General features: G+C 56.1%; 18 protein-coding genes. 4 read left to right on the forward strand and 14 right to left on the reverse strand.

Annotation, left to right across the window (positions count from 1 at the left end; all coding sequences use genetic code 11):
- Positions 1-20: 20 nt before the first annotated feature.
- The 4 genes from B4V04_RS14550 to B4V04_RS14565 form a co-directional block, all read right to left on the reverse strand.
- Positions 21-1,853, reverse strand: a complete 1,833-nt coding sequence (locus B4V04_RS14550; protein WP_498232432.1) for an AI-2E family transporter — start codon at positions 1,851-1,853, stop codon at positions 21-23.
- Between the two features lie 9 nt (positions 1,854-1,862).
- Positions 1,863-2,879, reverse strand: a complete 1,017-nt coding sequence (locus B4V04_RS14555; RefSeq protein WP_311173332.1) for a hypothetical protein — start codon at positions 2,877-2,879, stop codon at positions 1,863-1,865.
- A gap of 235 nt (positions 2,880-3,114) precedes the next feature.
- Positions 3,115-3,270 (reverse strand): hypothetical protein, encoded by a 156-nt coding sequence (locus tag B4V04_RS14560; protein WP_498232433.1) that lies wholly within the window; start codon positions 3,268-3,270, stop codon positions 3,115-3,117.
- A 416-nt stretch (positions 3,271-3,686) separates the two neighbouring features.
- A complete protein-coding gene (locus B4V04_RS14565; RefSeq protein WP_498232464.1) occupies positions 3,687-5,426 on the reverse strand; it encodes an ISNCY family transposase in 1,740 nt (579 codons plus the stop codon).
- Between the two features lie 475 nt (positions 5,427-5,901).
- Between B4V04_RS14565 and B4V04_RS14570 the strand changes: the two genes are divergently transcribed.
- Together B4V04_RS14570 and B4V04_RS14575 are read left to right on the forward strand one after the other, a co-directional pair.
- Positions 5,902-8,400, forward strand: a complete 2,499-nt coding sequence (locus B4V04_RS14570; protein ID WP_498232434.1) for a heavy metal translocating P-type ATPase — start codon at positions 5,902-5,904, stop codon at positions 8,398-8,400.
- Between the two features lie 164 nt (positions 8,401-8,564).
- Positions 8,565-8,750, forward strand: a complete 186-nt coding sequence (locus B4V04_RS14575) for a DUF7333 family protein (protein ID WP_371191862.1) — start codon at positions 8,565-8,567, stop codon at positions 8,748-8,750.
- A gap of 147 nt (positions 8,751-8,897) precedes the next feature.
- On the opposite strand, the gene B4V04_RS14580 is transcribed toward B4V04_RS14575, so the two are convergent.
- From B4V04_RS14580 to B4V04_RS14620, 9 genes are all read right to left on the reverse strand, one after another.
- Positions 8,898-10,100, reverse strand: coding sequence for a hypothetical protein (locus B4V04_RS14580; RefSeq protein ID WP_498232435.1), 1,203 nt, complete (start codon positions 10,098-10,100; stop codon positions 8,898-8,900).
- Between the two features lie 146 nt (positions 10,101-10,246).
- Positions 10,247-11,404 carry a multicopper oxidase domain-containing protein gene (locus B4V04_RS14585; protein ID WP_498232436.1) on the reverse strand — a complete coding sequence of 386 codons (1,158 nt, stop codon included), beginning with the start codon at positions 11,402-11,404 and terminating at the stop codon, positions 10,247-10,249.
- 164 nt (positions 11,405-11,568) lie between these two features.
- Positions 11,569-12,141, reverse strand: coding sequence for a CPBP family intramembrane glutamic endopeptidase (locus B4V04_RS14590; RefSeq protein WP_498232437.1), 573 nt, complete (start codon positions 12,139-12,141; stop codon positions 11,569-11,571).
- Positions 12,142-12,304: 163 nt separating this feature from the next.
- Positions 12,305-13,240, reverse strand: a complete 936-nt coding sequence (locus B4V04_RS14595; RefSeq protein WP_498232438.1) for a cation diffusion facilitator family transporter — start codon at positions 13,238-13,240, stop codon at positions 12,305-12,307.
- Positions 13,241-13,290: 50 nt separating this feature from the next.
- A complete protein-coding gene (locus B4V04_RS14600) occupies positions 13,291-15,921 on the reverse strand; it encodes a heavy metal translocating P-type ATPase (RefSeq protein WP_498232439.1) in 2,631 nt (876 codons plus the stop codon).
- A 109-nt stretch (positions 15,922-16,030) separates the two neighbouring features.
- Positions 16,031-16,336: a cupredoxin domain-containing protein gene (locus tag B4V04_RS14605; protein ID WP_371191816.1), complete on the reverse strand. Its 306-nt coding sequence runs from the start codon at positions 16,334-16,336 to the stop codon at positions 16,031-16,033.
- A 141-nt stretch (positions 16,337-16,477) separates the two neighbouring features.
- Positions 16,478-17,734 (reverse strand): ZIP family metal transporter, encoded by a 1,257-nt coding sequence (locus B4V04_RS14610; protein ID WP_498232440.1) that lies wholly within the window; start codon positions 17,732-17,734, stop codon positions 16,478-16,480.
- A 1-nt stretch (position 17,735) separates the two neighbouring features.
- On the reverse strand, positions 17,736-18,995 hold the full coding sequence (locus B4V04_RS14615; protein WP_498232465.1) for a multicopper oxidase domain-containing protein: 1,260 nt from the start codon (positions 18,993-18,995) through the stop codon (positions 17,736-17,738).
- 128 nt (positions 18,996-19,123) lie between these two features.
- Positions 19,124-19,801: a metal-dependent transcriptional regulator gene (locus B4V04_RS14620; RefSeq protein ID WP_498232441.1), complete on the reverse strand. Its 678-nt coding sequence runs from the start codon at positions 19,799-19,801 to the stop codon at positions 19,124-19,126.
- A 500-nt stretch (positions 19,802-20,301) separates the two neighbouring features.
- Between B4V04_RS14620 and B4V04_RS14625 the strand changes: the two genes are divergently transcribed.
- Positions 20,302-21,303 (forward strand): arsenic resistance protein, encoded by a 1,002-nt coding sequence (locus B4V04_RS14625; RefSeq protein ID WP_498232442.1) that lies wholly within the window; start codon positions 20,302-20,304, stop codon positions 21,301-21,303.
- 39 nt (positions 21,304-21,342) lie between these two features.
- Positions 21,343-21,759: an arsenate-mycothiol transferase ArsC gene (locus B4V04_RS14630; protein ID WP_498232443.1), complete on the forward strand. Its 417-nt coding sequence runs from the start codon at positions 21,343-21,345 to the stop codon at positions 21,757-21,759.
- Positions 21,760-21,784: 25 nt separating this feature from the next.
- Here B4V04_RS14630 and B4V04_RS14635 read toward each other — a convergent pair.
- On the reverse strand, positions 21,785-22,294 hold a 510-nt coding region (locus B4V04_RS14635; RefSeq protein ID WP_498232444.1), incomplete at its 5' end, for an IS5 family transposase.

Genomic DNA, 22,294 nt, shown 5'->3' on the forward strand with positions numbered 1-22,294 from the left:
GTGTCGTCGGAACAGTCAAATCAGAAGTTCGGGATGATTCCGATAGATAACGGAAGTAGGGGGTAAACGAACGAAAGAGAGATGATGATGAGAGTGACTATTGCCGCTCCTCTGCTAAAATAGTCGTAACCACTGTGGCCAAACGGTCCATCAGTGGGAGCAAAAGAAAGGATTGCAAGCACTACACCAGAGACCGCTAACGCAAGTGACTGCGGTTGTCCGAACGAAAATGCAAACCCAGACCAGATTGCCAATCCGCACCAGACGATGAGTAAAGCGTAGAAAACCCTTCGAAGTTGGGTTTGTGCCCGCTGACGTTGCGTTTCAGCTAACCCCACGTATGCTGATTTCCGGTCTTCCAGATCACCAAACCGGAATAGATCCTTGTTGAACCGGCGGATGTGCTTCTCATAGAAATCATAGTCGTTCTTCACCTCAGTGATTGTGTCGTCCAGATCCTCAATTCTCCCTTGAATGAGGGGGAGGTAGAACCCAACAATCACAATAAGAACAAAAATCGAAAACGGTGGCACCAGATCTCGGTCGCTCCATCGAAGTACTAAGAAGATGTTCGCGACGATTGCACCAAGGAGCGTGAACGTCAACCGTTGGATATCTTGAGAGGTTTCATTGGCTGCCGACGAAAGCCTCTCAGTCAATCCAGCCATTAATGTCTGCGTGTCTTCAAGTACATCACTTAGAGCCTCGAAATTTTCTTCGACAGCAGATACTTGGAGGTCCTGATAACTCGATTTAATGTCTTCAATGACCTCTGGGAGCATCTCGATGCCACGCTCCGTACCTCGACAATGTTCAGTTATCGCCAGCTGCCAGAGATCTCGAAATGCGTCTTTTTTCTCTTCAGCTTCAAACGATTGATGAAGGTCTCTAATCGCACAGATTCCACTCTTGCCCCACTCTGCACATTGCTCAGACAAATCAATCCGGGGGTTGAATTCAGGTTCAATAGAGAATTGGAACTGCATCGTCTGACCGTCACGGTCAACAGCTGCGGAGAGAACTCCTAAGAGAGAATATGCATAGAGAGAAGAAACTTGTTCGCTATCGCAGGTTTCCCAAAGACCCTCAACTATCGAAGGGTGGATTGGTGAAAGGTCTCCACGCCAGTGAGTGAACTTTCGGGAAGCAGACATAGAGTCAAAGTACTGGTCGGCAGCCTCCTCAAGCTCCTCCTTTGGGAGTTCTTCAACGCTACTCGCGGTCCACATTGTAACGGGAAAGACCTCATCAGGAGCATCCTGAAGAAAGAGAAATACAGGGAAGGATTCGTATTCGAATAGCTCAGCAGCAACCTCATGTGGGCTGTGACTTCCGATCCATCTGAACAAATCCGATGGCGACCACCAAAGGAGAGGATTCAAGTTTAATCCGGAGGAGAACTCCTCGCTGAGGAGGTCCGAAGCAATTCGTCCCTTCTGAAGGCCAAGTTCGATGGTGACGGTAGTGTTCGCATCGTCGAGTTCTGATGCAAATTCATAAAGCAAGCCAGCAGCGTTCCGGATCTCATCTGGATAGTACCGGTCAAACCCTCGGCGATAAAAATCTACGTCGACGGCAGGATCCAGATCGCGGTCTGCGAGCGCCTCTAGACCTTCGTCGTTTACGCTGAGTTCTCTCCCAGACAATTCGAACAACCGCTGATCATCAGCTATCAAGCGAAATCCGCTAAAATACGCAGGAAACGAATCCCAAGCCTCGAATAGATTTTTGAATGTGCCCTCGGACAGAGAGCTGGCCTCAGTATTTATCGAGAGATTAGAGATGGCTTCATCATTGACTGATCCGGTACTCGAAACTGCGACTATCCTTTGAATGAACTCACGAGGCGTCATTTGAATAGGCTAGAACAGGTCTCGGATGTCAGGAACATTAGACAGGTCGTCTACTAAGGAGCGCTTCCCATTCCCACTTCCGACTGTGAGCTCTGGCTGTAGGTCAGACAGTAGCATATAGAACTGATCACCGTCTCGTGCGAGTTGGACATTATCACTTTCACGCAACTCACTTATTGATACACGGATCGATTTCCCTGCAATTCGAACACTAACGTCTCCCTGATCAACGTCTACCTCCGTTCCATCGGCATCATCCAACGTAATTGGGCCCCCATCAGTGAAGTCCTGATACGTGGAATAAGCAGCCGAGGTTTCATTTTCGCTGGCACGTTGCTTGATTGCAGACTCAACTAGTTCGTCCGGATGCGGAGCTGCTTTGAGATTCAGGAACCCGTACCAATACTTGGCGTAGTGTTGTGCCCCTCCCTCCTGATACAGCTGTGCACTATCTTCGTCAATTAGCTCCTCGTATTTGTCGTACTTAGGATAGACGACGCTTTTGTCCGTCTCTTCTTGGATAACGCGCTCGTTTTCGGTGAATACTGCTTCTGTGTCTTCGTGGTCGAGGTCAATTTCGTGAGCGCCTTCTAAGTAGGGAGTCTTTAGAATCGCAGCGAAGGTGTCGTCGTACTCGCTAAATTGAGTATAAATGAGAAGATCCGATACAGAGCGTGCTTCATTAAGGTAGAGCTGGGAAAGAGACTCTCCAACACTTTCGATGTCACTCCCATCTCGAACTCTTTCGAGTAATTCTACAGTCGTACGGTCCTCACCCTCAAGGTTTACCGATGCACTACGAGCAGCATCCGTGAAGATGTGGTTGCGAGCATTCTTCGTGTCGTCACTATTGTAACGTCGCCCAAGTGTGTCCCGCAGCATACTTGCGACAATCCGCTCGGCTTCTGCACCAGCGTCAGTAACTAGATCGTCTTCATCAAGCGTGCCAACAAGATCCGGGGTCGGTTTTTCGATTTCCTCACCCATTTCGCAACTGAATACGGCAACAGACTCGACATCCACCATTTTTGTAATTCAATAATAGCCGTGGTCAAATGTCTATCGGAGAAGATGACATATTGTGACCACAATCTCACACAGCCTCGGAGGATGGAATTGAGGCGTGCCTTCTGTTACGATTCATCTGTTCTGAATCGAAATCGAGACTGATCTCTCTTGGCGGCTTTGCGCTGGTTACGCTTCCGGAATCTCTTGGATGTCGAGTTCTCCGTCTGGCAAAACGTACGCCCCGAGGTGAGTATCAGTTCCGGCCGTTCGGCCGCTCGACGCCCTCGGCGGCCTTGATTTCGTCTGTTTTCTCGACTTCAGCGAACAGTTCTCGGTATGCGTCGGGCTCGAAGAGGTTGTTCCGGTCGAACAGCTCGCGGGCGGCGTCGGTGAGCTGAAAGAACCACAACCTCGGAGGATGGAATTGATGCGTGCCTTCTGTTCTTGTGAAGAACCTGTGAAACAGGAGCAGTCTTGTGGTTACACGTTTCTATCACTCAGAAACCTTTTCTGAGATATATACTCCGCGACCGCATCCTAATCGCCAGACGAAAGCCTGTCCATTCGCAGACAGCGTGAAAATAAGGAACGCATCGGCTCCCAAACTCCGAAACTCTGGAACTACCACGTTTTCGGGATATAGAGCGTCTACAAACGAATATCGGTCGAATCAGGCGAAGTTTGAGATGTTTTCACGGAAATGCTATGTATCGGTCGCCGACTAGCGAGGAGGGACGGGCCGATTGGAGGGAGTAGTCGATATCGTGCTCAGACCGCGAGTCCTGCGGCTTGCCGCAGGCGAGCGGAAGGTGCAGCAGCACCTTCTCATCCGACTTTTCGGAGAGAGTGGCCGACCGCCCGGACGAACGTCCTGGCGGTCACGACTGGTGGCGACCTGATTTCTCGCTCTATGCCGACTTTCACCAGAAAGTCGGTGAGCCGCCAGAGGTTGTACAGTAACGCTGCGAACGTGAAGTTGAACAACCGTATTCGGTAGTCTGTCGAGGAGGTCTTCGGGAGGTACGCCTTCACCGACTTGTACTGGTTTTCGATGTCCCAGCGACGGCCGTAACTGTTCGTAACGTGAGCGATCTCGTCGGGAACGACGTGATCGCGGTTGGTCACGAACACGGCGTACTCTCCATCAGCGTCGTCACTGGTGGCTGGAACGTACAGATACTCAGCGGTATGATCGACATCACCGTCGGTTCCGACGGGGACGTCGTGGTTGACAGCAGCGTCTACCCCATCTTTGCTCTTGATGTGCTTGATTGCCTCGTAATCGGATTCGTACGTCGGTACTGGTATCGTGTACAGCAGGCCACGACCGTTGATCTCTGCACGGACGTTCCTCGTGTAGAAGCCACGATCCAACAGAATTTCGTCCAGATCGACGTACTGCTGGGCTCTCGAAAGCAGACGCCCAACGACGTCTGCTTTCGAGTCACTTGGCGCCTCAGCTGGTTCCCAGTCTGAGTGTTCTTTGACGCCCTCAATCCCCAAGATGATCGGAACGTCGTTCCCGACGATCGTGATCGTCGCGAACGTGTAGCCGTGTTTCAATTCACCGTCGTCGACGTACCCGCTCACCATCGGCGGGTACGTCGACTTTGGGATCTGTTCGTCCTTGTCGATCCACGGCCAGACGTGGTAGGGAACGTGCGTGAAATCGACGGCCGCCACGACGTGGCGGTCGTCGAATGGATCTTCGTAACGTATCGTCTGGAGGATGTTCTCGGTCGCTGTATCGAACGCGTCCATGAGATACTCGCGGAACACCTCGGTGAACGCCACGATGTCCTCGATCTGTTGCTCTTGGAGTGGGACAGATACCTTTTGATCAGCCGGCATTGCGAACTGTTTGATCACTCGGAGGAACGTCGAGTCGTCACAGACGTTGTTCTCGTCGAGAAACCAACCAGCTTCACCCTCTGAATGGGCACTTCCTTGGGTGAGGCATGTCGAGGCGAACAGATCGAGGATCTGTTCGTCCTCGTAGACTCTATTCTGGGCCCTATCAGAGTCGAACTCGCCGAAGGCGTGCCTTCGGGCGAGCTCGACGATCTTGTTCCCCTGCTTTCGAACGTGTTCGCGTGTTACAGTTGGTTCATCACCGTCTTCTTCGATATCGTCTTCATCTGGGATGATTGGAACTCGTGCTTCCAAGATGACGCCGCGGTCAACGGCTTCTTGTGCGATACCTGTAGCTGCCGCGTTGAGCGTCAGTTTGGTCTGTTCACTGAACTGCTTCCATGCGTACGAGATTGATTGCTGGCTCGGTGCCTTGTCCAAATCAAGCGTCTTCAGGAGTGATGGTTGGTTTTCGAGGCGATCTGCGACCTCGCTCTGGGCGAGGTCGTAGATCTTCTGATAGAGATACACCCGAGCCATCGGTTCGGTGCCGTTTGCGGCCTTGTGTTGCTGGCGGTCGTCGGTAAGTCCGTCAACTGGAATCGATACCTCTCCAAGAACACGCCAGAGATGATCCACTGATTCACAGACTTCCCCAGCGTGATAGACGATCGCCCCCGCGAGCGCGGGGGCGTCGTCATCAACCGCCGACATCCGTTTTGAAGTCATCGTAGTTCTGAGCGCGGCGGCGAGCGGTTTCAAGTCGTCACATTAGTCGCCAGATCAACTGTTTCACATCTCTATTGAACTCATAGCTGTCTTGTCAATCGATACCGCCACGCAAAGAAATTATCAGCAATCTAGTGGTTGGTAGAATTTGAGATCCCGAAAACGTGAACTACCACAACCTCGGAGGATGGATCTGATGCGTGCCTTCGTTTCGCTATTAAAACATACTATTATTTATGTTTTTTGAGTCCACCCATATATTATAACATCGACACGATATTTACTACAGAGTGTGTCTGAGTAGGAGAGAGCAACAACGACATAAACACGACCTGCGTACCGAGGTATAAGCGATTGATACTCTACCACTTGACCACTTTGGGAAACAAAGAGTGTACCATCATCTCTATTTATATCGATCTGATATCAGACAGACAGACGGACCCACCGATACTGAGATATGACTGGCAACTGTGACTTGTGTGGTCGTGTGATTCAATCTTCCACATTTGAGACTGTTAGTGAGCGGTCATTCTGTTCAAGTGGGTGCCACGATGTGTACACGACGCTTGGAGCTCCCGATTCCCTCGATACCACCCAGACAACTGAGAACGGGATCGATCAAGAGGAAGACGCGGTTCCTACTGATCAGCATCGTTCTCGGACGTTTCTTCGGATCGACGGCATGTACTCCGCGACGTGTGAGGCGTATCTTGAATCTCTCGCCGAGAAACAAGAGGGAGTGACCAGTGCCGAGGCGAGTTACGTCACGGAGACGATCCGAGTTGAACACGATCCAGACACTGCTTCGAAGGAATCGTTGCGCGAGGCGTTGAGCACTCTGGGGTACACGGCGTATCTCCGTGAGGATGCCTCATCAGACGTGGGAGAGGCCGGTGGCACGACACGTCGATCACGGGAGATGGGTGGGATTCGAAAGCGCCGAGACGACCAGCTCTTGGGGATGCGATACTCCGTTGGGTTCCTCTTCGGTGCGTTTCTGTTGGTCCCATACGTTGCGATCCTCTATCCAGCGCAGCTCGCGTCGATTTTCGACTGGCAAGTGCTCGAAATATTTGAGGGCGCATTTCGGTTGGACAGCCAAGGGGCATTCGTATTCCTCCGACTGTATTTCGTGATGACTGGTATCATTCTCGTCTTTACCGGTCTGCCAGTGTTGCGTGGCGCGTATATCAGTCTCAAAATGCGACGCCCGAACACCGATCTGTTGGTCGCACTCACCGCCATCAGCGCGTACGCGTACAGTACGGCTGCCGTTATCCTCGGGCAAAACGACATTTTCTATGATCTCGCGATCATCGTCACGGCCGCGGTTACCGCGATGGTATTCTACGAATCGTCAATCAAACAGCGGGCACTTGATCGTCTCACCGAGCTCACCATATCACAGGTCGAGAGTGCACGAACGTACGACTCGGACGGAGAGACTGAGGAAGTTCGCGTGGAGAATCTCAATACAGGGGATGTCGTGCTCGTTCGACAGGGCGAACGTGTTCCAATAGACGGTGAACTGGTTGAAGACAGCTGTACCGTCGACGAAGCGATCGTGACAGGTGAATCGCTTCCGGTGCTCAAACGCGCCGGAGACGACGTGATCGGGGGGTCGATCGTGACGGACGGTGCAGCGTTGGTCCGTGTCGGCCCAGACGTAACGAGTAGTATCGACCGGATAACGACCGCCGTCTGGGACCTACAGAGCGCGACTCACGGCGTCCAACGCCACGCCGACCAACTCGCGTCGTACGCCGTCTTCCTCGTCGTCGGAGCCGCTGTCGCGGTTGGCAGCGTCGGTGTACTCGCATTCGGGATTGGCCTGCCAGATGCCGTCCTCCTCGCGCTGTTGATCATCCTTGCCGGCTCGCCGTGGGCCCTCGGACTTGCGACGCCCTTGTCGGTCGCGAAGAGCCTCTCCAGTGCGCTCCGGCGCGGGATCATCATCTTCGACGAAACAGTCTTCGAACGGCTCCGCGACGTCGATATCGTCGTCTTCGATAAGACGGGGACACTCACAACTGGGGAGATGGAGGTGATCGAAGCGGACGCGCCTCCCGAGTTACTCGACGCCGTCGCCGCACTCGAACAACGGGCGTCACACCCCGCTGCGAACGCTATCACGACGGCGTTCGCGGGCAGTGACGATGGCGACGCCGCAGCGGCTCTGCCGGACTCGGGAGATGACGCGGTCGGAACGGAAGGCGTCGGTCAGATACGCGATTTCACGAACCATCGGTCCGGTATCGAAGGCGTGATCGGCGACACGTCGTACCTCGTCGGGAACCTCGATCTATTTGCAGAACAGGGGTGGACCGTTAACGACGACATCCGGTCTCGGGTCGCCGACGCTCAGGAATTCGGACAGCTTCCGGTCGTCGTCGGTCGTGACGGGACAGCAGAGGGGCTGATCGTCGTCGGGGACGAGCCGCGAGACGGCTGGGATGACACCGTCTCTCGGCTCGGGGAACGAGGCACGGAGATCGTCGTCCTGACCGGCGACGACGAGGAGGCGACAGACTTCTTCAAGCGACACGACGCCGTGACGCACGTCTTTGCGACGGTTCCGCCGGAGGGGAAGACGGCGACGATCCGGCGGCTCAAATCTGATGGGGAGGTCGCGATGGTCGGTGACGGTACCAACGACGCCCCGGCGCTCGCCGCTGCCGACCTCGGCATCTCGCTGGGCGGCGGGACGGCGTTGGCCGCCGACGCCGCCGATGTTGCGATCGTCGATAACGACATCCGCTCCGTCGAAACCGCGTTCGACCTTGCGGGAGCGGCCCGCCGTCGCGTGAAACAGAACAATCTCCTCGCGTTCTCCTACAACGGTATCGCGCTCGCGGCGTTGGCCGTCGGGTTCTTCAATCCGCTGACGGCAGCGGCCGCGGTCATCGCTGGCGGTGGGTTGATCGCGGTAAACACTCGACGGAAACTCCTCGGGTAGCGAGGTTCGGTCGCCGCCAGAACTCGGAGCCGAGTCATCCTACTGACGTGGAAGAGTGGCTATCTATCATTCGAGCACCGTCGATCCGATCGTTGAGGTCGCCACCCGGATCCGCATCGCTTCTGTTTCTAAAGGACTAATCCTGTCCAGACACTACTACCTCCATGGAATTCGATTTCCTGCGTTCGGTAGTTCCACTCGCCGTGATCGTCGCCGTCGCAACGGTCGCGCTAACCGCTGTGATGACACCCTCGACCGTCTTTATGATGGTTCTTCCCTCGATGATCGCGTTCTCGGTGGTCGCGTACTTCCTCGGGATGAAACATGGCGAATTCCGTGTTAGTCCGTAGCGGTTCTGTCCGGTACCGCCCCCAAAGTCACAGTGTCAGTCCGTCTGAAGCGTTCTAATTCGGGTTACTACGTCTGGGGGTCCGCGCTTCGTGTTCAACAAGTCTCGATGAACGATCAGCAGCCGTGGATCGACGTGGCCGGGATGTTTACTCGGTGACTCCCGCACTGAGCTCAGACGCGTCCTGCCGGACGGGTGTCGGGGAGTCGATCGAATACACGAGCGTTCCGGTGAACAGTGCGATGCTCCCTAACAGGAATATCGAACTGAGCGGCGACGCTGAATCGACGAAGATCCAGTATATTGGTGCCGCGATCGTCGGGCCGGCCGCGATGACAGCGACTTGGGAGACAAGGGGGCCACAACACCCACACGTACACGCACCGACGACCGTCGCCGTCCCGGCCGTGCTCTGTGTTGCTCCCGCCTGCTGATCGAGACGCCACGAGTGAGCGACGGCGGCCGCGTTCAACCCCACGAGGACGCCGAGGAGTCCAATCACGATGACCACACCGGGAGAGATCGCGATGAAAAACGGAACGTCGGGGAGCAGAACCTCGAGGGTGGGCCATCGCACGATCTGATACAGTACGTTCAGAACCGCCACGGTCGTCTCTTGCGGAGCGCCCTCCTCACTAAAGAAGGATAGGTATCCCGTCGTCGCCATAAAGAAGAGGCTCACCATGGCTCCGACGCTGAATCCGAACCGACGCGCCACCGGATCCCGAAGGATCGTCGACAGTGCCGTGCCAACGTCGTTCCAGAGGATGTAGCCGACGAGTAGTGGTGTCGCGAGGACGATCCCGTACCCGATCGGGTTGGTGTAGCCGCTGAATCCGGGCAGCAGATACGGGTACAGTATCCAGCCGCCGAGCAGCATGCCGAGAGCCATGTACCGTGGACGTGTCGTCCATCGCACGAGTCCGGTGACGAAACTCGCGACCACGACTAGCAGGCCGGTTCCGATCGCGAGCGGCTGATACCACGACCGCGGGAACGGCATTGAGTCCGCCTGATACGTCGGATCCGGGGCCAGGCCTTCGAAGATGATCGCGCCGGCGATAGCAACACCGATGCCGATCGCAATTCCGTATAGAGCGGTTCTCGGCGAGATCCGCCCCCTTCGCTTGAGGAGGACGAGCGTACCGACTACGAGGGCACCGATACCAGCAATCGCCAACCCGTGCGATTGTGAGAGTCCCGACGATTCAGCGCCACCGTGGGCCGAAACTGTCGGGATCAGAGAAAGGAGACTGATCCCGACAGCAACCAAGACGAGTAGGCGGAGCGACCTTCGTCGAGGTTTCGGTCTGTCAGCACCAGCGCCCCCTTTTCCGCCTTTCTGGGTCATTGCGAGGGGTTAGTGACTCACACACAATTATCTGTCTCTCTCGTTCCCCCCGAGACGGACCTCGTGACTGCCCTCAGAGTCTGTATATGCGTGGAACCGTCCTGTAGAGTTCTTCGGGACGGTTCAGAAGTCCGTGTCAGATCGCGTCAGTTCGGTTCGTAGCCGGCGTACTCCATGAGCTGGCCGAAGATATCCGAGTCCATGACGGAGCGGTACACGACTCCGGTAAGCATGCCGCCGGGGTAGAACGATCCGTTCATCACGTGGTTGACCTTGTGGCAGTGCATGAGGTAGATCCCGGGATCTGCGTCGGCCGTGAACTCGATCGTGTGCCGTTCTGCGGGGGCGATGTTCGTGACGTCGATGTCGTGTCGGGCGGCTTCCGGAACGACCCCGCCGTCCTTTTCGACGCGCTGGAAGCGATGGTTGTGGATGTGCATCGGGTGCGACATGTACCCGCCGTTGACGAGGTGTACGCGGACCAAATCGCCCTGATCGACGATGATCGGCGACCCCTGTTCGGGGTGGAGCGTCCGGGGCGCGCTCTTCCCGTTGACCGTGAAGACGTCCGGCGTCCGCGAGGTCGTATCGTACGTGAAGTTCCCCTCACCGCCCCACTTCTTCGGGATCCGCGAGTCCCAGTCTTTGATCGTCATGAAGTACTCCCGGTCCGCCGGCTCGTAGCCCTCGGGGTCGACCCGGAAGATCCCGTACATCCCCATATCGATGTGGCGGTGGGTCTGGAGGTGACAGTGATACAGGTGCGTCCCCGGAACGTTCGCCGGGATCTCGTAGGTGTGCTTCTCGCCCGCGGGGACTTTGATCCCGGTCGACGTCGGGACGCCGTCGTTCTTCCACGACTTGGTGACGCCGTGGAAGTGGATCGTGTGCGGCCGGCGCCCGTTCGTGTTGTCGAGCGTCACCTCCATGTCGTTCCCCTCGGTCGTCCGGAGGATCGGACCCGGGACGCTCGGGTCGTGGTCGTCGGCCTGCCACGCCCAGACGCGGGGGAACTCGACCGGCCCGCCCATCGAATCGAGCGGGTGGACGGCGTGTCGCGCCGGCTGCGTCCCCATCGTCACTGACCCGCCCTGATCGTCGACGTTGACGACTGTCGGAGGGCTGGTGTAGGGGAGATCTGACGAAGATGTCTGTGCCTCGTTCGGAGTGTTCGTGGCCGCCGTCGGCGCGTTAATCGTCTTCGACGAACAACCCGCCAACGCCGATACGCCCGTCACGCCGGTCGCAGCAAGAAATTCTCGCCGGGACAGTCCGGTTCCGGGGGCACCGAAAGGTGTCGTCATGGTTCATTCGACACATTGGGCTGTCGCGACAAACGAGGACTGCAGAATCCCTGTTTTTGAGAAGGCAAGCGAATATGTTCGGCAACAGTCGGACGGGCTTCACAAGCAAACTAAGGGTTTGCTGTCGAAAGAACTGAGATCTGAGACCCACAGATAGCAAACAGTTACATTCCACCTGTTGCCGTCAGATACGCGCTCGTGAATTGAATCGCATTGTACGCACCGTGAATCAGAGCCGGAACAACGAGGTTATCGGTGTACTCGTAGGTCGCACCGAGTACCAGAGCTAGAACGAATGCGATACCGACGTACACGAGCTTCCCTTCTCCACTCAACGAGAAGAGATGGATCGATGCGAAGAGGGCGCTCGCAAGAACGATTGCACGGGTTGGATGTAGCGTTTCTCGGAGTGTCCCCTGAACCAGTCCTCGGTATAACAGCTCTTCGCCCGGACCGACTAGCAGAAACGATAGAGGAATGAGAATTAGAAAAGCTGTCGGATTTTGCTGACCAACTGTTACTACTTGGTTTTCTGCTGATTCCAGTCCGAGCGAGGAGATAACGCGTGATGAGACAATGAGTAATCCGAGGAGTGTACCTACCCCTCCGATGGTTACAGCAACATCTCGCCTGTCCGGAATCGAAAGCGAAACGAATTCGAAGTCGAGATCTCGGAATCTGAGATAGAGGATTGAGAGCCCTCCGAATGTCACCCCTTGTAACAAGATCGTGCTCATTACGAGGCGCAACGATGGACGAGCGGTTACATCGACCCCGAATGCGCCCAGCAGTGCGGCAACGATGGTGACAATTACCGACCCAATAACCGTTGAGCCGTACGTGAGCCCAACTGCACTCCCGACAGACTGAATCCGTGTCGTTATTTCTGTCATTTGAAAATCAGTGGTTGTGACTCGTGTTGTCGGCAGTCTCCGGGTCCCTCTCCATCTCACCCACTAGTTCGACGGTTGCGTGATCGATTCCATGGTCGGAAAGAAGCTGATGGACGCGAGAGCGGATCGCCTGATGTTGGTCTAGTGATGTGGGCTCATACTGAAGACGCACTGTCGCTACGGTCAACTGACTACATACTTGCCAGACGTGTATGTCGTCGACGTCTTCAACGCCATCGACAGCTGTCAGTTCATTTCGAAGTTTATCCGGTGAGATAGGGCTCCGTTCTAAGAGGATTGAGGTGCTTCCGCGGAGTACCTTTCCTGCCGAAACGAGCACTAACACGCTGATGAGGATGGCAGCCACCGGGTCGGCGACAGGTAAATCGAACGTGACGACGGCGAGTGTCGAAATGATCACCGCGACTGATCCACCGGCATCGCCGAGAAGGTGATAGAATGCGCCGCGCTCGTTGAGGCTCATCTCGCCCCCTTGTACGATATAGACCGATCCCAAGTTGACAAGCAAGCCGCCGACGGCGATGATCAGCGTCATTGTCGGATCGATCTCAACCGGGTCCAGGAACCGTTGATACGATTCCCACAGGATGTACCCGACCATCGGAACGAGCAGTATCCCGTTGAGAAACGCAGCAACCGGCTCCAGTCGATGGAGTCCGTACGACCACTCAGCACCGCCTTCGAATCGTTCCGCGGTGTAGCTCGCGCCGAACGCCATCGCGTATGCAAGCATGTCGAATAGCATGTGGAGCGCATCGCTGATGAGAGCGACCGAACCGAAGAGGAGTCCACCAGCCAATTCGGCAAGGAAGCCAAGGAAATTGACGACCGCTACGAGGGCAAGTCGGCGCGTACTGCTGCCTGTTTCGGTTGTTAGTTCATATTCTTCCGTCTCTTCGTGAGCATGCCCGTGTTGACTCATACGTATTGATCTGATAAATTCGTAATATCCGGTATTACAACTCTCAAGCGTCAGTTGTTCTCTGTCTCCGGTTCGACGTGAGAGAGTCGCATTGCGTTCCCGGTCACGGCCATCGTCATCCCCGCGTCGCCGGCGAGGACGGCGAGCCAGATGGGGACGTACCCGAACGGAACCGCGAGAGCAAGTCCGGCTTTGACACCGAGGCTGGCCCAGATGTTTTGCCGGATGACGCCGTTTGCGTCCTTCGCAAGCTCGTAGAGGTACGGGAGCTTCGCGAGGTCGTCACCCATTAGTGCGATGTCGGCCGTCTCCAACGCGGTGTCCGTTCCGGCCGCGCCCATTGCAATACCCACCGTTGCCGTCGCGAGCGCTGGAGCGTCGTTGATGCCATCACCGACCATCGCGACGCCCTCGTGTTCCTCGATGAGCTCCTCGACGGCAGCCACTTTCTCGTCTGGGAGCAGTTCTGCCCGGTACTCGTCGACTCCGACTTGATCAGCGATCGCGCGAGCAGTTCGCTCGTTGTCGCCGGTCAGCATGACCGTCCGTGAGACGCCGAGATCTTTGAGTCGAGCGATCGTTCGCGCTGCTTCGGGACGGATCTCGTCGGCCACGGCGACGATACCTTCAAGTTCGTCTTCAGTGCCGACGAGGACGACCGTCTTCCCTTCCGACTGAAGCTTCGGAACCGTCTCTTCGAGCAGATCGAGGCAGTTGTTCCGATCACAGATCTGCCGGGCAGTCTGCCTGACGACACCTCCGTCGGTCGTCGCATGGACGTGTGAGAGATCGAAACCTAACTCCCCGAACAGACCCGGCTTCCCGGCGAAGTGCGGCGTGCCGCCGAGATCGGCACGCACTCCCTTTCCGGTGATGCTTTCGAAGTCATCGATATCGCGCTCGTCGACCCCCATACTGCCGGCTTCAGCGACGATTGCCTCGCCGATGGGATGTTCGCTCCGCTGTTCGAGCCCACGCGCACACCGGAGGACATCTTCTTCGGAATTTTCGTTCAGTGGAACGACGTCGGTGACGGTGAGCTCCCCTTTCGTGAGCGTCCCTGTCTTGTCGAACGCGACGGCGTCGACGCTCCCCATCGCTTCGAGGTGGTTGCCGCCCTTGATCAGGACCCCGTTCTTAGCAGCGCTCGTGATCCCCGACACCACGGAGACGGGCGTCGAGATGACGAACGCACACGGGCAGGCGAGTACGAGGAGTGTCAGCCCATAAACGACGGCCGTGGGCCACGTGATTCCGAGGACGTACGGGCTCCCCACTGTCGTCAGGATGGCGAAGGCAACGACGACCGGCGTGTAATATGCCGAGAAGCGCTCGACGAACTGCTCACGCTCGGTCTTGTTCGACTGAGCGTCTTCGACCATCTCCACGATACGCGAGAGCGTGTTATCGCCGGCCTCGGAGGTAACCTCCACCTCGAGATACCCCTCTTCGTTGATCGTACCGGCGTACACCTCGTCTCCCATCGCCTTGTCGACAGGCACGCTTTCGCCCGTGATGGGCGCCTGATTGACTGCGCTTTCACCGTCGACGACGGTCCCGTCGAGTGGGATCTTCTCGCCCGGCTTCACGACGACGACGTCACCGACAGCGACCTCGTCGACTGGAACCGTCTCCGTACTACTGTCTCGCTTGACGGTCGCTTCATCTGGCGAGAGGTCCATCAACTCCCGGAGCGAGTTCCGGGCGCGATCCATTGAGTACCGCTCCAGCAGCTCGGCGATGCTAAACAGGAACGCGAGGGTGGCGGCCTCGAAGTAAAGCGCTTCACCGAAGGCGAGGCTCGCGATCAACGCCCCGAGGATAGCCACCGACATCAAAAAGTCGATATCGAGGTTCAAATTCCGCGACGAGTAGTATCCGTTGCGAAGGATCTCTTGACCCCCGAAGGCGACGGCGACAAGGAACAGTCCGTCGGCAACGAACAGCTCCGTGCCGAGAAGGCTCGCAATCTGTACGTTCTGCCCAGTGAGGAAGAATTCAAGGAGCAAACCGAGAGCGACGAACCCACCGCTGATCCACGTCTTGAGTGCCCGCGGACTCACCCAGATGCTCTCGCGTTCCTCGGTCGCGTTCTGACCTTCGGACTCGTCGCTCGAACTGTCTGTAACCTCGTATCCAGCACGTTCGATAGCACTGATTATCTCAGCTTCTTCGGTCTCCGAAGAATCGTACGTGACAACGACGGTTCCGGTCGTTGGCTGGGTCTCATATGCTGTGACTCCAGCCTTGTCGAGTGACTTTTCGATCTTCCCCGCACACGAGGGGCAGTCCATCTCGGGCACCGTGAATTTCGTCGTTATTTCGTCGACGTCCTCGACCGTGTATCCCGCTTTTTCGACCCGATCAGCTATCTCGGTAGCACTGGTTTGCTCGCAGTCGTATGAGACTGTCAACGTTCCCGTCGTCACTTGCGGGTCGAGACTGTTGATCCCGTCCAGTTTTTCGACGCTGTTCTCAACTTTCCCTGCACACGAGGGACAGTCCATCTCCGGAACCGAGAACTGTGCAACATCCCCTTGTCCGTGTGGTGGGGGGGTGTCATCGACACCCTTTGCATGCTGAGCGGACTCGTGACGATGCTGAGATCCCTCTTCGTGCGTGTGGGTTCGGTTCGGTGGTTCGCCACGTTTGTCGTGGGAATCGTCGTCAGGTGAGGTCATTACTCACCGCTTGCCGCTACAGATTTATTAACTCTACTGCGATATCTGGCCCATATTATGTTAAATATTAATAATTACTGTGAGTTGAGTTATTAATACTCCTGTCAGATCATCTCACTAGGACTGTCCCGACCATTCCAGAACTTTCATGCGGAATACAACAGTACCCGTACGTTCCGGGTTGATCGAACGTGTGCTCGTAGTTCTCTCCCGGGGCGATGAGTCCCTCAGTAACCCGGTTTCTCGCAGCACGCTCTGACTCGAAGCCACCACTTGCGAAGTACACGGCCTCGGCAGGAATTTCGTCTTCATACGCTGTGACCGTGTGCTGGATGTCGCTCTCGTTCGTCCACGTCACTGTCCCTCCGGTTTCGATCGTCGCAGTCTTCGGCTCGAACGTGTGATCGTCGGGCATCGTGACGGTCAGGGTCGACGGTGACTGTCCGTTCAAACATCCGGCGGTGCTGAGCGTCGCCAAGGCGGCAGTACTGAGTCGCAATACCGTCCGTCGATTGTAGAATTTGAGTGCCATTGGAACAGAGATGGATAGTACCTCTCAGAGCGCCACGAAGAGGTCGGTCACGTACATCACGCCGAGGCCGAGCAGGAACGCGAGCAGGTTCGTGGCGTTGGCCACGCGACCGCCTGCATCCCGAACCATTCCCGCGATCTCCCAGTTGACCTGTAGGATCGCACCAACCCCGATCGCGAGGAAGAAGGCTCCGATCGTCGGCGAGTACGCGAGACTACCGATCCACCCGCCGAGGATGACGGGGGCACCGGCGATGACGCCGAGCGCGGCGAAGTGCTTGAACGACGGGCGCTCTCCGCGGGCGACCGGTGCAACGACGGCCGGGCCTTCCGTCACGTTGTGGAGCATGAACCCGATCACGAGGAACGCGCCGAGCGACACACGCCCGAGTGCGAACGAACTCCCGATCGCCAGCCCTTCCGCGAGGTTGTGTAGGCCGATTCCGATCGCAACCAGATATGCGATCCAGAGACCGCTACTCGCCCGACTGTCACCGGCGGCGACACGGCCTTTGCGCCACGCGCTGATTGCCTGAACGAGAGTGAGCGCGCCGAGGATCCCGAAGACGACCAAAAGGTTGCCCTCGTACGCGCCCGGAACTCGTTGAGCGAGTTCGAACGCCTCGAACCCGGCGTCGAACGCCAAGAAACCGAGGACGCCGGCCGCGAACAAGAGCACGGCGTGCAGCCACCGATCGCTCATCGTCTTGATGTAGGGGAACCACAGCATCCCTAATGCGACTGGGATCACACCGACGAACAGCCCGATGACTGCAAGCGTCCAGAGCAGACTGAGGCTGAATCCGGGTGCCTGACTCGGAGCGACGATCGTATTCTCGAATGTCGCCCCGTCAGAGAGTACGAGGGCGACGTTGAGATCCCATCCCGGATTCCAGTGATACGGGATCACGATCTGTGCGCTTTCCATCGGAGCGAGCGTTTGGTCGCCACCAGCTCCTTCGACCTGAAAATTCCAGTAGGCCTCATCGACGAGGACCTGTGCTATCGTCACGGAATCGGGCCCGTTGTTCGTTACGTGTAACACGACCGTTTCGTCGCTCGGAAGCGTCGTGTGCGTGATCGTCACGTCGGGAAGCGGTTCACCACTCTGGCTCTGAATACTCGCGAGTGGTGACGTGAACGCGAACACACCCAAGACGAGCACGAGCAACACGATCGGGAGTATCGCGCTGACCCATCGCGGTAGTCCCAGCGGCTGTGTGACCTCGTTTTCAGTAGATACACCTCCGTCTGGCGTCGGTTTTTGTGTCTTATCCGCCATGTTAGACCACCTCAAAGAAGCTCATCCAGCCGAGTTCGGCGAACTCGGACTGGTGGGCGTGGAACATGTACAGCCCGGGTTCGTGATCTGAGTAGTCGAGTTCGATGATACCGCGTTGCGCCTGCGTCTGCATGATCGTGTCCACGGTCTTGCGCGCCGGTGTCAGCGTAGTCCCGTGGTCATAGTAATCGAAGAACTGCGAGTGCGTGTGGAACGAGTTGATGAGGTCGAACTCAGTCGCATTGGAGAGATACACGCGTTGCCGTTCGTTCTTGTCGATCTGGATGGGACGCTTCGTCTCGCCCGCCGTCCAGTTGCCGGTGCCGTCGGTACTACCGACCCCGTATGCGAATGCCCGTGTGTTCGCCGCGTAGACCTCGTTCCCGCCGTCGAAGTTAGTGTCGAACGAGTTCATCACCATGACCATCTCGTTGACGGCGTCGTTTTCGGCGTACTCGTGGTTCCGGCTCTTCGCCTCTTCGACGAACTGCGTCCGCATGTCGTCGGTAATCGGGCCGGGGTAATTGACATAGTCGCGTGGATTCTCCCTGACGCGTTCGGGGTCCGGATCGACGATGATCGTGCCGTAGAGTCCGCGGTGGATGTGTTCTTTCAGCGGGAGCGAGTGGCAGTGATAGAAGTGCGTACCGGCGGGCTGGGCGATCCACTCGTAGGTGAATGATTCTCCCGTTTCGAGGACACCAGGCCCGTTTTGGGGGATTCCGTCCATTCGCGGGTTGAGATTCTTCAGGTGCGGATGAATCGTGTGCGCGTGTCGTCCCAGATTCGTGAACTTGATTCGGAGTAGGTCGCCCTCGACGGCGCGGATGGTGGGGCCCGGCACCTGGCCGTTGTACGCCCACGCCTGGAACTCGATGCCCGGCGCGATGGTGATCGTTGTGTCGACCGCGGTGAATTCGAACTCCCGTACGGTTCGACCATCCTCCTCGTAGACTTGCTGCGGAACGTTATCCTGGCCGCCGTCTCCGGTATTGAACGCGGTGAGGAACTCGTGCGGATCGAAGTCCAAATCTCGGTATTCGCCCACCGCACCGAAGTTACCGTGTGTATCATCGCCCTCGTGGCCGGGTGACGCACTTGCACGTGAACTCCCGAGTCCAACGGCAGCACTTCCCGCGACACCAAGACTGCCGAGTACCGTGCGACGACTGACGCTCGTTTCACCAGTGAGTGATTCAACCAAACGCTGTTCGAGTCGTTTGGTGACATCTGCCGCACTCTCGTAATCTATCGAGGGCATGATCTCCTCGACGGGTTGACTCTTCGGATACCCATATGTGATAGTGGATGAGCCCAATATATAAATTAGACACATCTAAACTTCGAACAGGTCTAATCTAAAAATAGACTAGCAGACTTCCGAGCTTCTCAGTGAGAACTCTGTGTGAGAGATTGGGTGGATATGGAACATGCGACTTCTTCGGGTAGCGCAACCGGACCATCTCCGCTATCAGGGTCAAGTGTGACCATTCCAAATGGCGCAATCTCGACAACATCTACGACAGTTCCGGGGAGAATCCCGTGTTTGGACAGGTACCGGAGGAGATCTGGATCTGTGTCCGGAACCCGTACGATCTGAACGCTGTCACCCACTTGATGATCAGCAAGACGTTCACCATCCTTTGCTCCCGAGACATCCAGATTCGCGGTGGGAATTGGGTCGCCATGCGGATCAACCGCTGGTTGTCCTAGCTGCTCTGCAATCCGGTCGGCAAACTTACTGCTGATATGGTGTTCGAGACGATCTGCTTCGTCGTGTACCTCTGCCCAATCATACTCAAGGTGGTCCGTCAGATATCGTTCTAACAGTCGGTGATGGCGAATAATTTCGAGAGTAATAGGAACTCCAGTATCGGTGAGCTCAACTCCCTTGTAGGGTTCGTACAGCACGAAATCACGCTCTGATAACTTTTTCATCATACTGGTAACCGTCGGTTGCTCTACATCCATATACTCAGCGAGTACCGAGGTTCGTACCCGGTCGTCTGCTTCGTTCTGGAGATAATAGATCGCTTTGAGATAGTCTTCCATGATCGCACTCAACATTGTGAAATAATTAGATAAGGCTAAATTTATAATTTACTGCATCTGTCTTATTTGGAGTGATAATTATCGATTGTGTCCAGCCAGCAACCACAGCTAAATTTGAACTATCATCAAAAATGACTCACTCTGTTGAATTTACATTACTTAAATGCCACCTCCAGTGAAACAGACGTTAAATAAGTGTACAGATGTATTGAGAGATTTATAGAAACAAATTATATGGTGTGTATGAATGTCCCTCTCCACGCTCTTTGGAACACACGACGCATGGGATGATGCCTACAATTTCGAGTGGTTCTTTGATTGACGAGGATACTGATAGTAGGGAGTGCGGCAATTGAGGTAGATATCGGCGGAGTAATCCGTTGATCGCCCTATTGAATTCCGTGGCTCTGTTGAAGTCCTCTTCTTCAGATAGGTTCTCACCCGAAACACCCGGTCGATCAGAGTTGCAAACCTATCAATGATAGTTTATCCGCCGGAACCAAAGTAGCGCAAGAATGGATACTAAGGACTGGCTCCAACAGCATCAGGTCGCCCTGTACGCGGTTGCAGTCATACTGGCGATTGGTGTCGGGGTAGGCCGCCCTGAATCGGCTACCTTCATTGAGGGACTTATCAATCCCGTGCTGGCGATTCTTCTGTACGTAACGTTTCTCGAAATTCCGTTCGTTCGGCTCCGGCGGGCGTTTACGAACGGGCGTTTCTTGGCGGCCGCGCTCGGGATGAACTTCCTCGTTGTCCCCATCATCGTGTGGGGACTCACTCGGTTTCTCCCGCCCGAGCCGGTCGTTCTCGTCGGTGTATTAATGGTTCTCTTGACGCCGTGTATCGACTACGTCATCACCTTCACCGACCTCGCCGACGGCAACGCCGAGCAGGTAACGGCGGCGACGCCGGCCTTGATGCTGGTCCAACTCCTGTTACTTCCGGTGTATCTCTGGCTGTTTATGGGAACAGAGGTTGCGGAGGTTATCGAGGCTGGCCCCTTCATCGAGGCGTTTCTGATAATCATCGCACTCCCACTTGCGCTCGCCTGGCTCACCGAAGTATGGGCGGAACGGTCTCCGAGAGGTGAGTCGTGGCAGAAGACGATGGGCTGGTTGCCCGTTCCGATGATGGGTGTCACGCTGTTCGTCGTCATCGCCTCGCAACTACCCCGCGTGCAAGATTCGATCAATCAGATCGCGGTGGCCGTTCCGATATATGTTGCGTTTCTAGTCATTATGCCGTTACTCGGGCGGCTGGCGGCCGGACTGTTCCGGATGGATGTTTGCGAGGGTCGCGCACTCGTGTTCACCTCTGTGACTCGCAACTCGCTGGTCATCCTCCCGCTTGCGCTGGCGCTCCCGGCAGGCTATGAGTTAGCCCCGGCCGTCGTCGTGACGCAGACACTCATCGAACTGACCGGAATGGTCGTTCTTACAAGAGTGGTTCCGGCTTGGCTTCTACCGGAGCGCCCTACGCCAATTGTACTTTCCGACAGGGTACAAGGCGATTAAGCCCTCACACTCTTGCCGCCACGACTGCAACATCGGAGTATGAAACTCGCATTCGTCTGTGTTGGGAACGCTGGGCGGAGCCAGATGGCAACGGCATTCGCAGAAGTTGAACGAGATGAGCGAGAGCTGGATGTTGAAATCATAACGGGGGGCGTCAATCCAGCCGATAGCGTCCACGACGAGGTTGTTGAAGTAATGAAAGAAGTGGACATCGACATCAGCGACCGAACGCCGCGAGAAATCACGCCAGCCGACATTGAGGACGCCGACTATGTTGTCACAATGGGGTGCTCTGTCGAGCATTTCCGCCCGGACGAATGGGATGGAGAAGCGCGTCAATGGGAGTTAGAGGCATCTGCTGGTGAGACTCTCTCTTCCTATCAAGCGGTTCGTGATAAAATCCGAGAGCGAGTTAAGGCATTCTTCGATGAGATAGAACCAACGACCCAATCATGAGTGATATTTCACCTGTATTGACCGCTCAGAGTGATCGGTCTACATTATAAATGAGACAGGCGATGGTAAGTTCCCGGAACTGTTTCCACCAGCGTCGTGAGCGGACGAACGCACCATATTTTCGCTTGAGCGTAGAGTTGACCGTCTCGGATTGACCCCGCTGGCCGTAGAGATCAACGTCTAAGCGCGCGTTCCATGCCTTATGGAGCGATGTGAACTCTCGATGCTTGATCAGTAGACGAACCTCGTGTTGACGGGCAAGTCGTCTGATTTTCTGGTCGTCGTAGCCTTTGTCACCGAGCAGAACGTCAATACTCTCGGGGTTGCGCTTGATCAACGATGGAGCGATCTGGCTATCGTGTTTTCCTGTCGTCGTCACGTGGAAATCGAGGATTGCGTTGACCTTCGCATCAACCAACAGCGTCACTTTGAGCTGCTGAATCGTGAGTTCGGCGCGTTTCGTGTAGTGTTTTGAGGCGTGACTGCGGTCGAATCCTGACGCATCAACTCCAACGACACCGCTCGTCGGAAGTAG

It is taken from the genome of Halorubrum sp. B52, assembly GCF_059752555.1.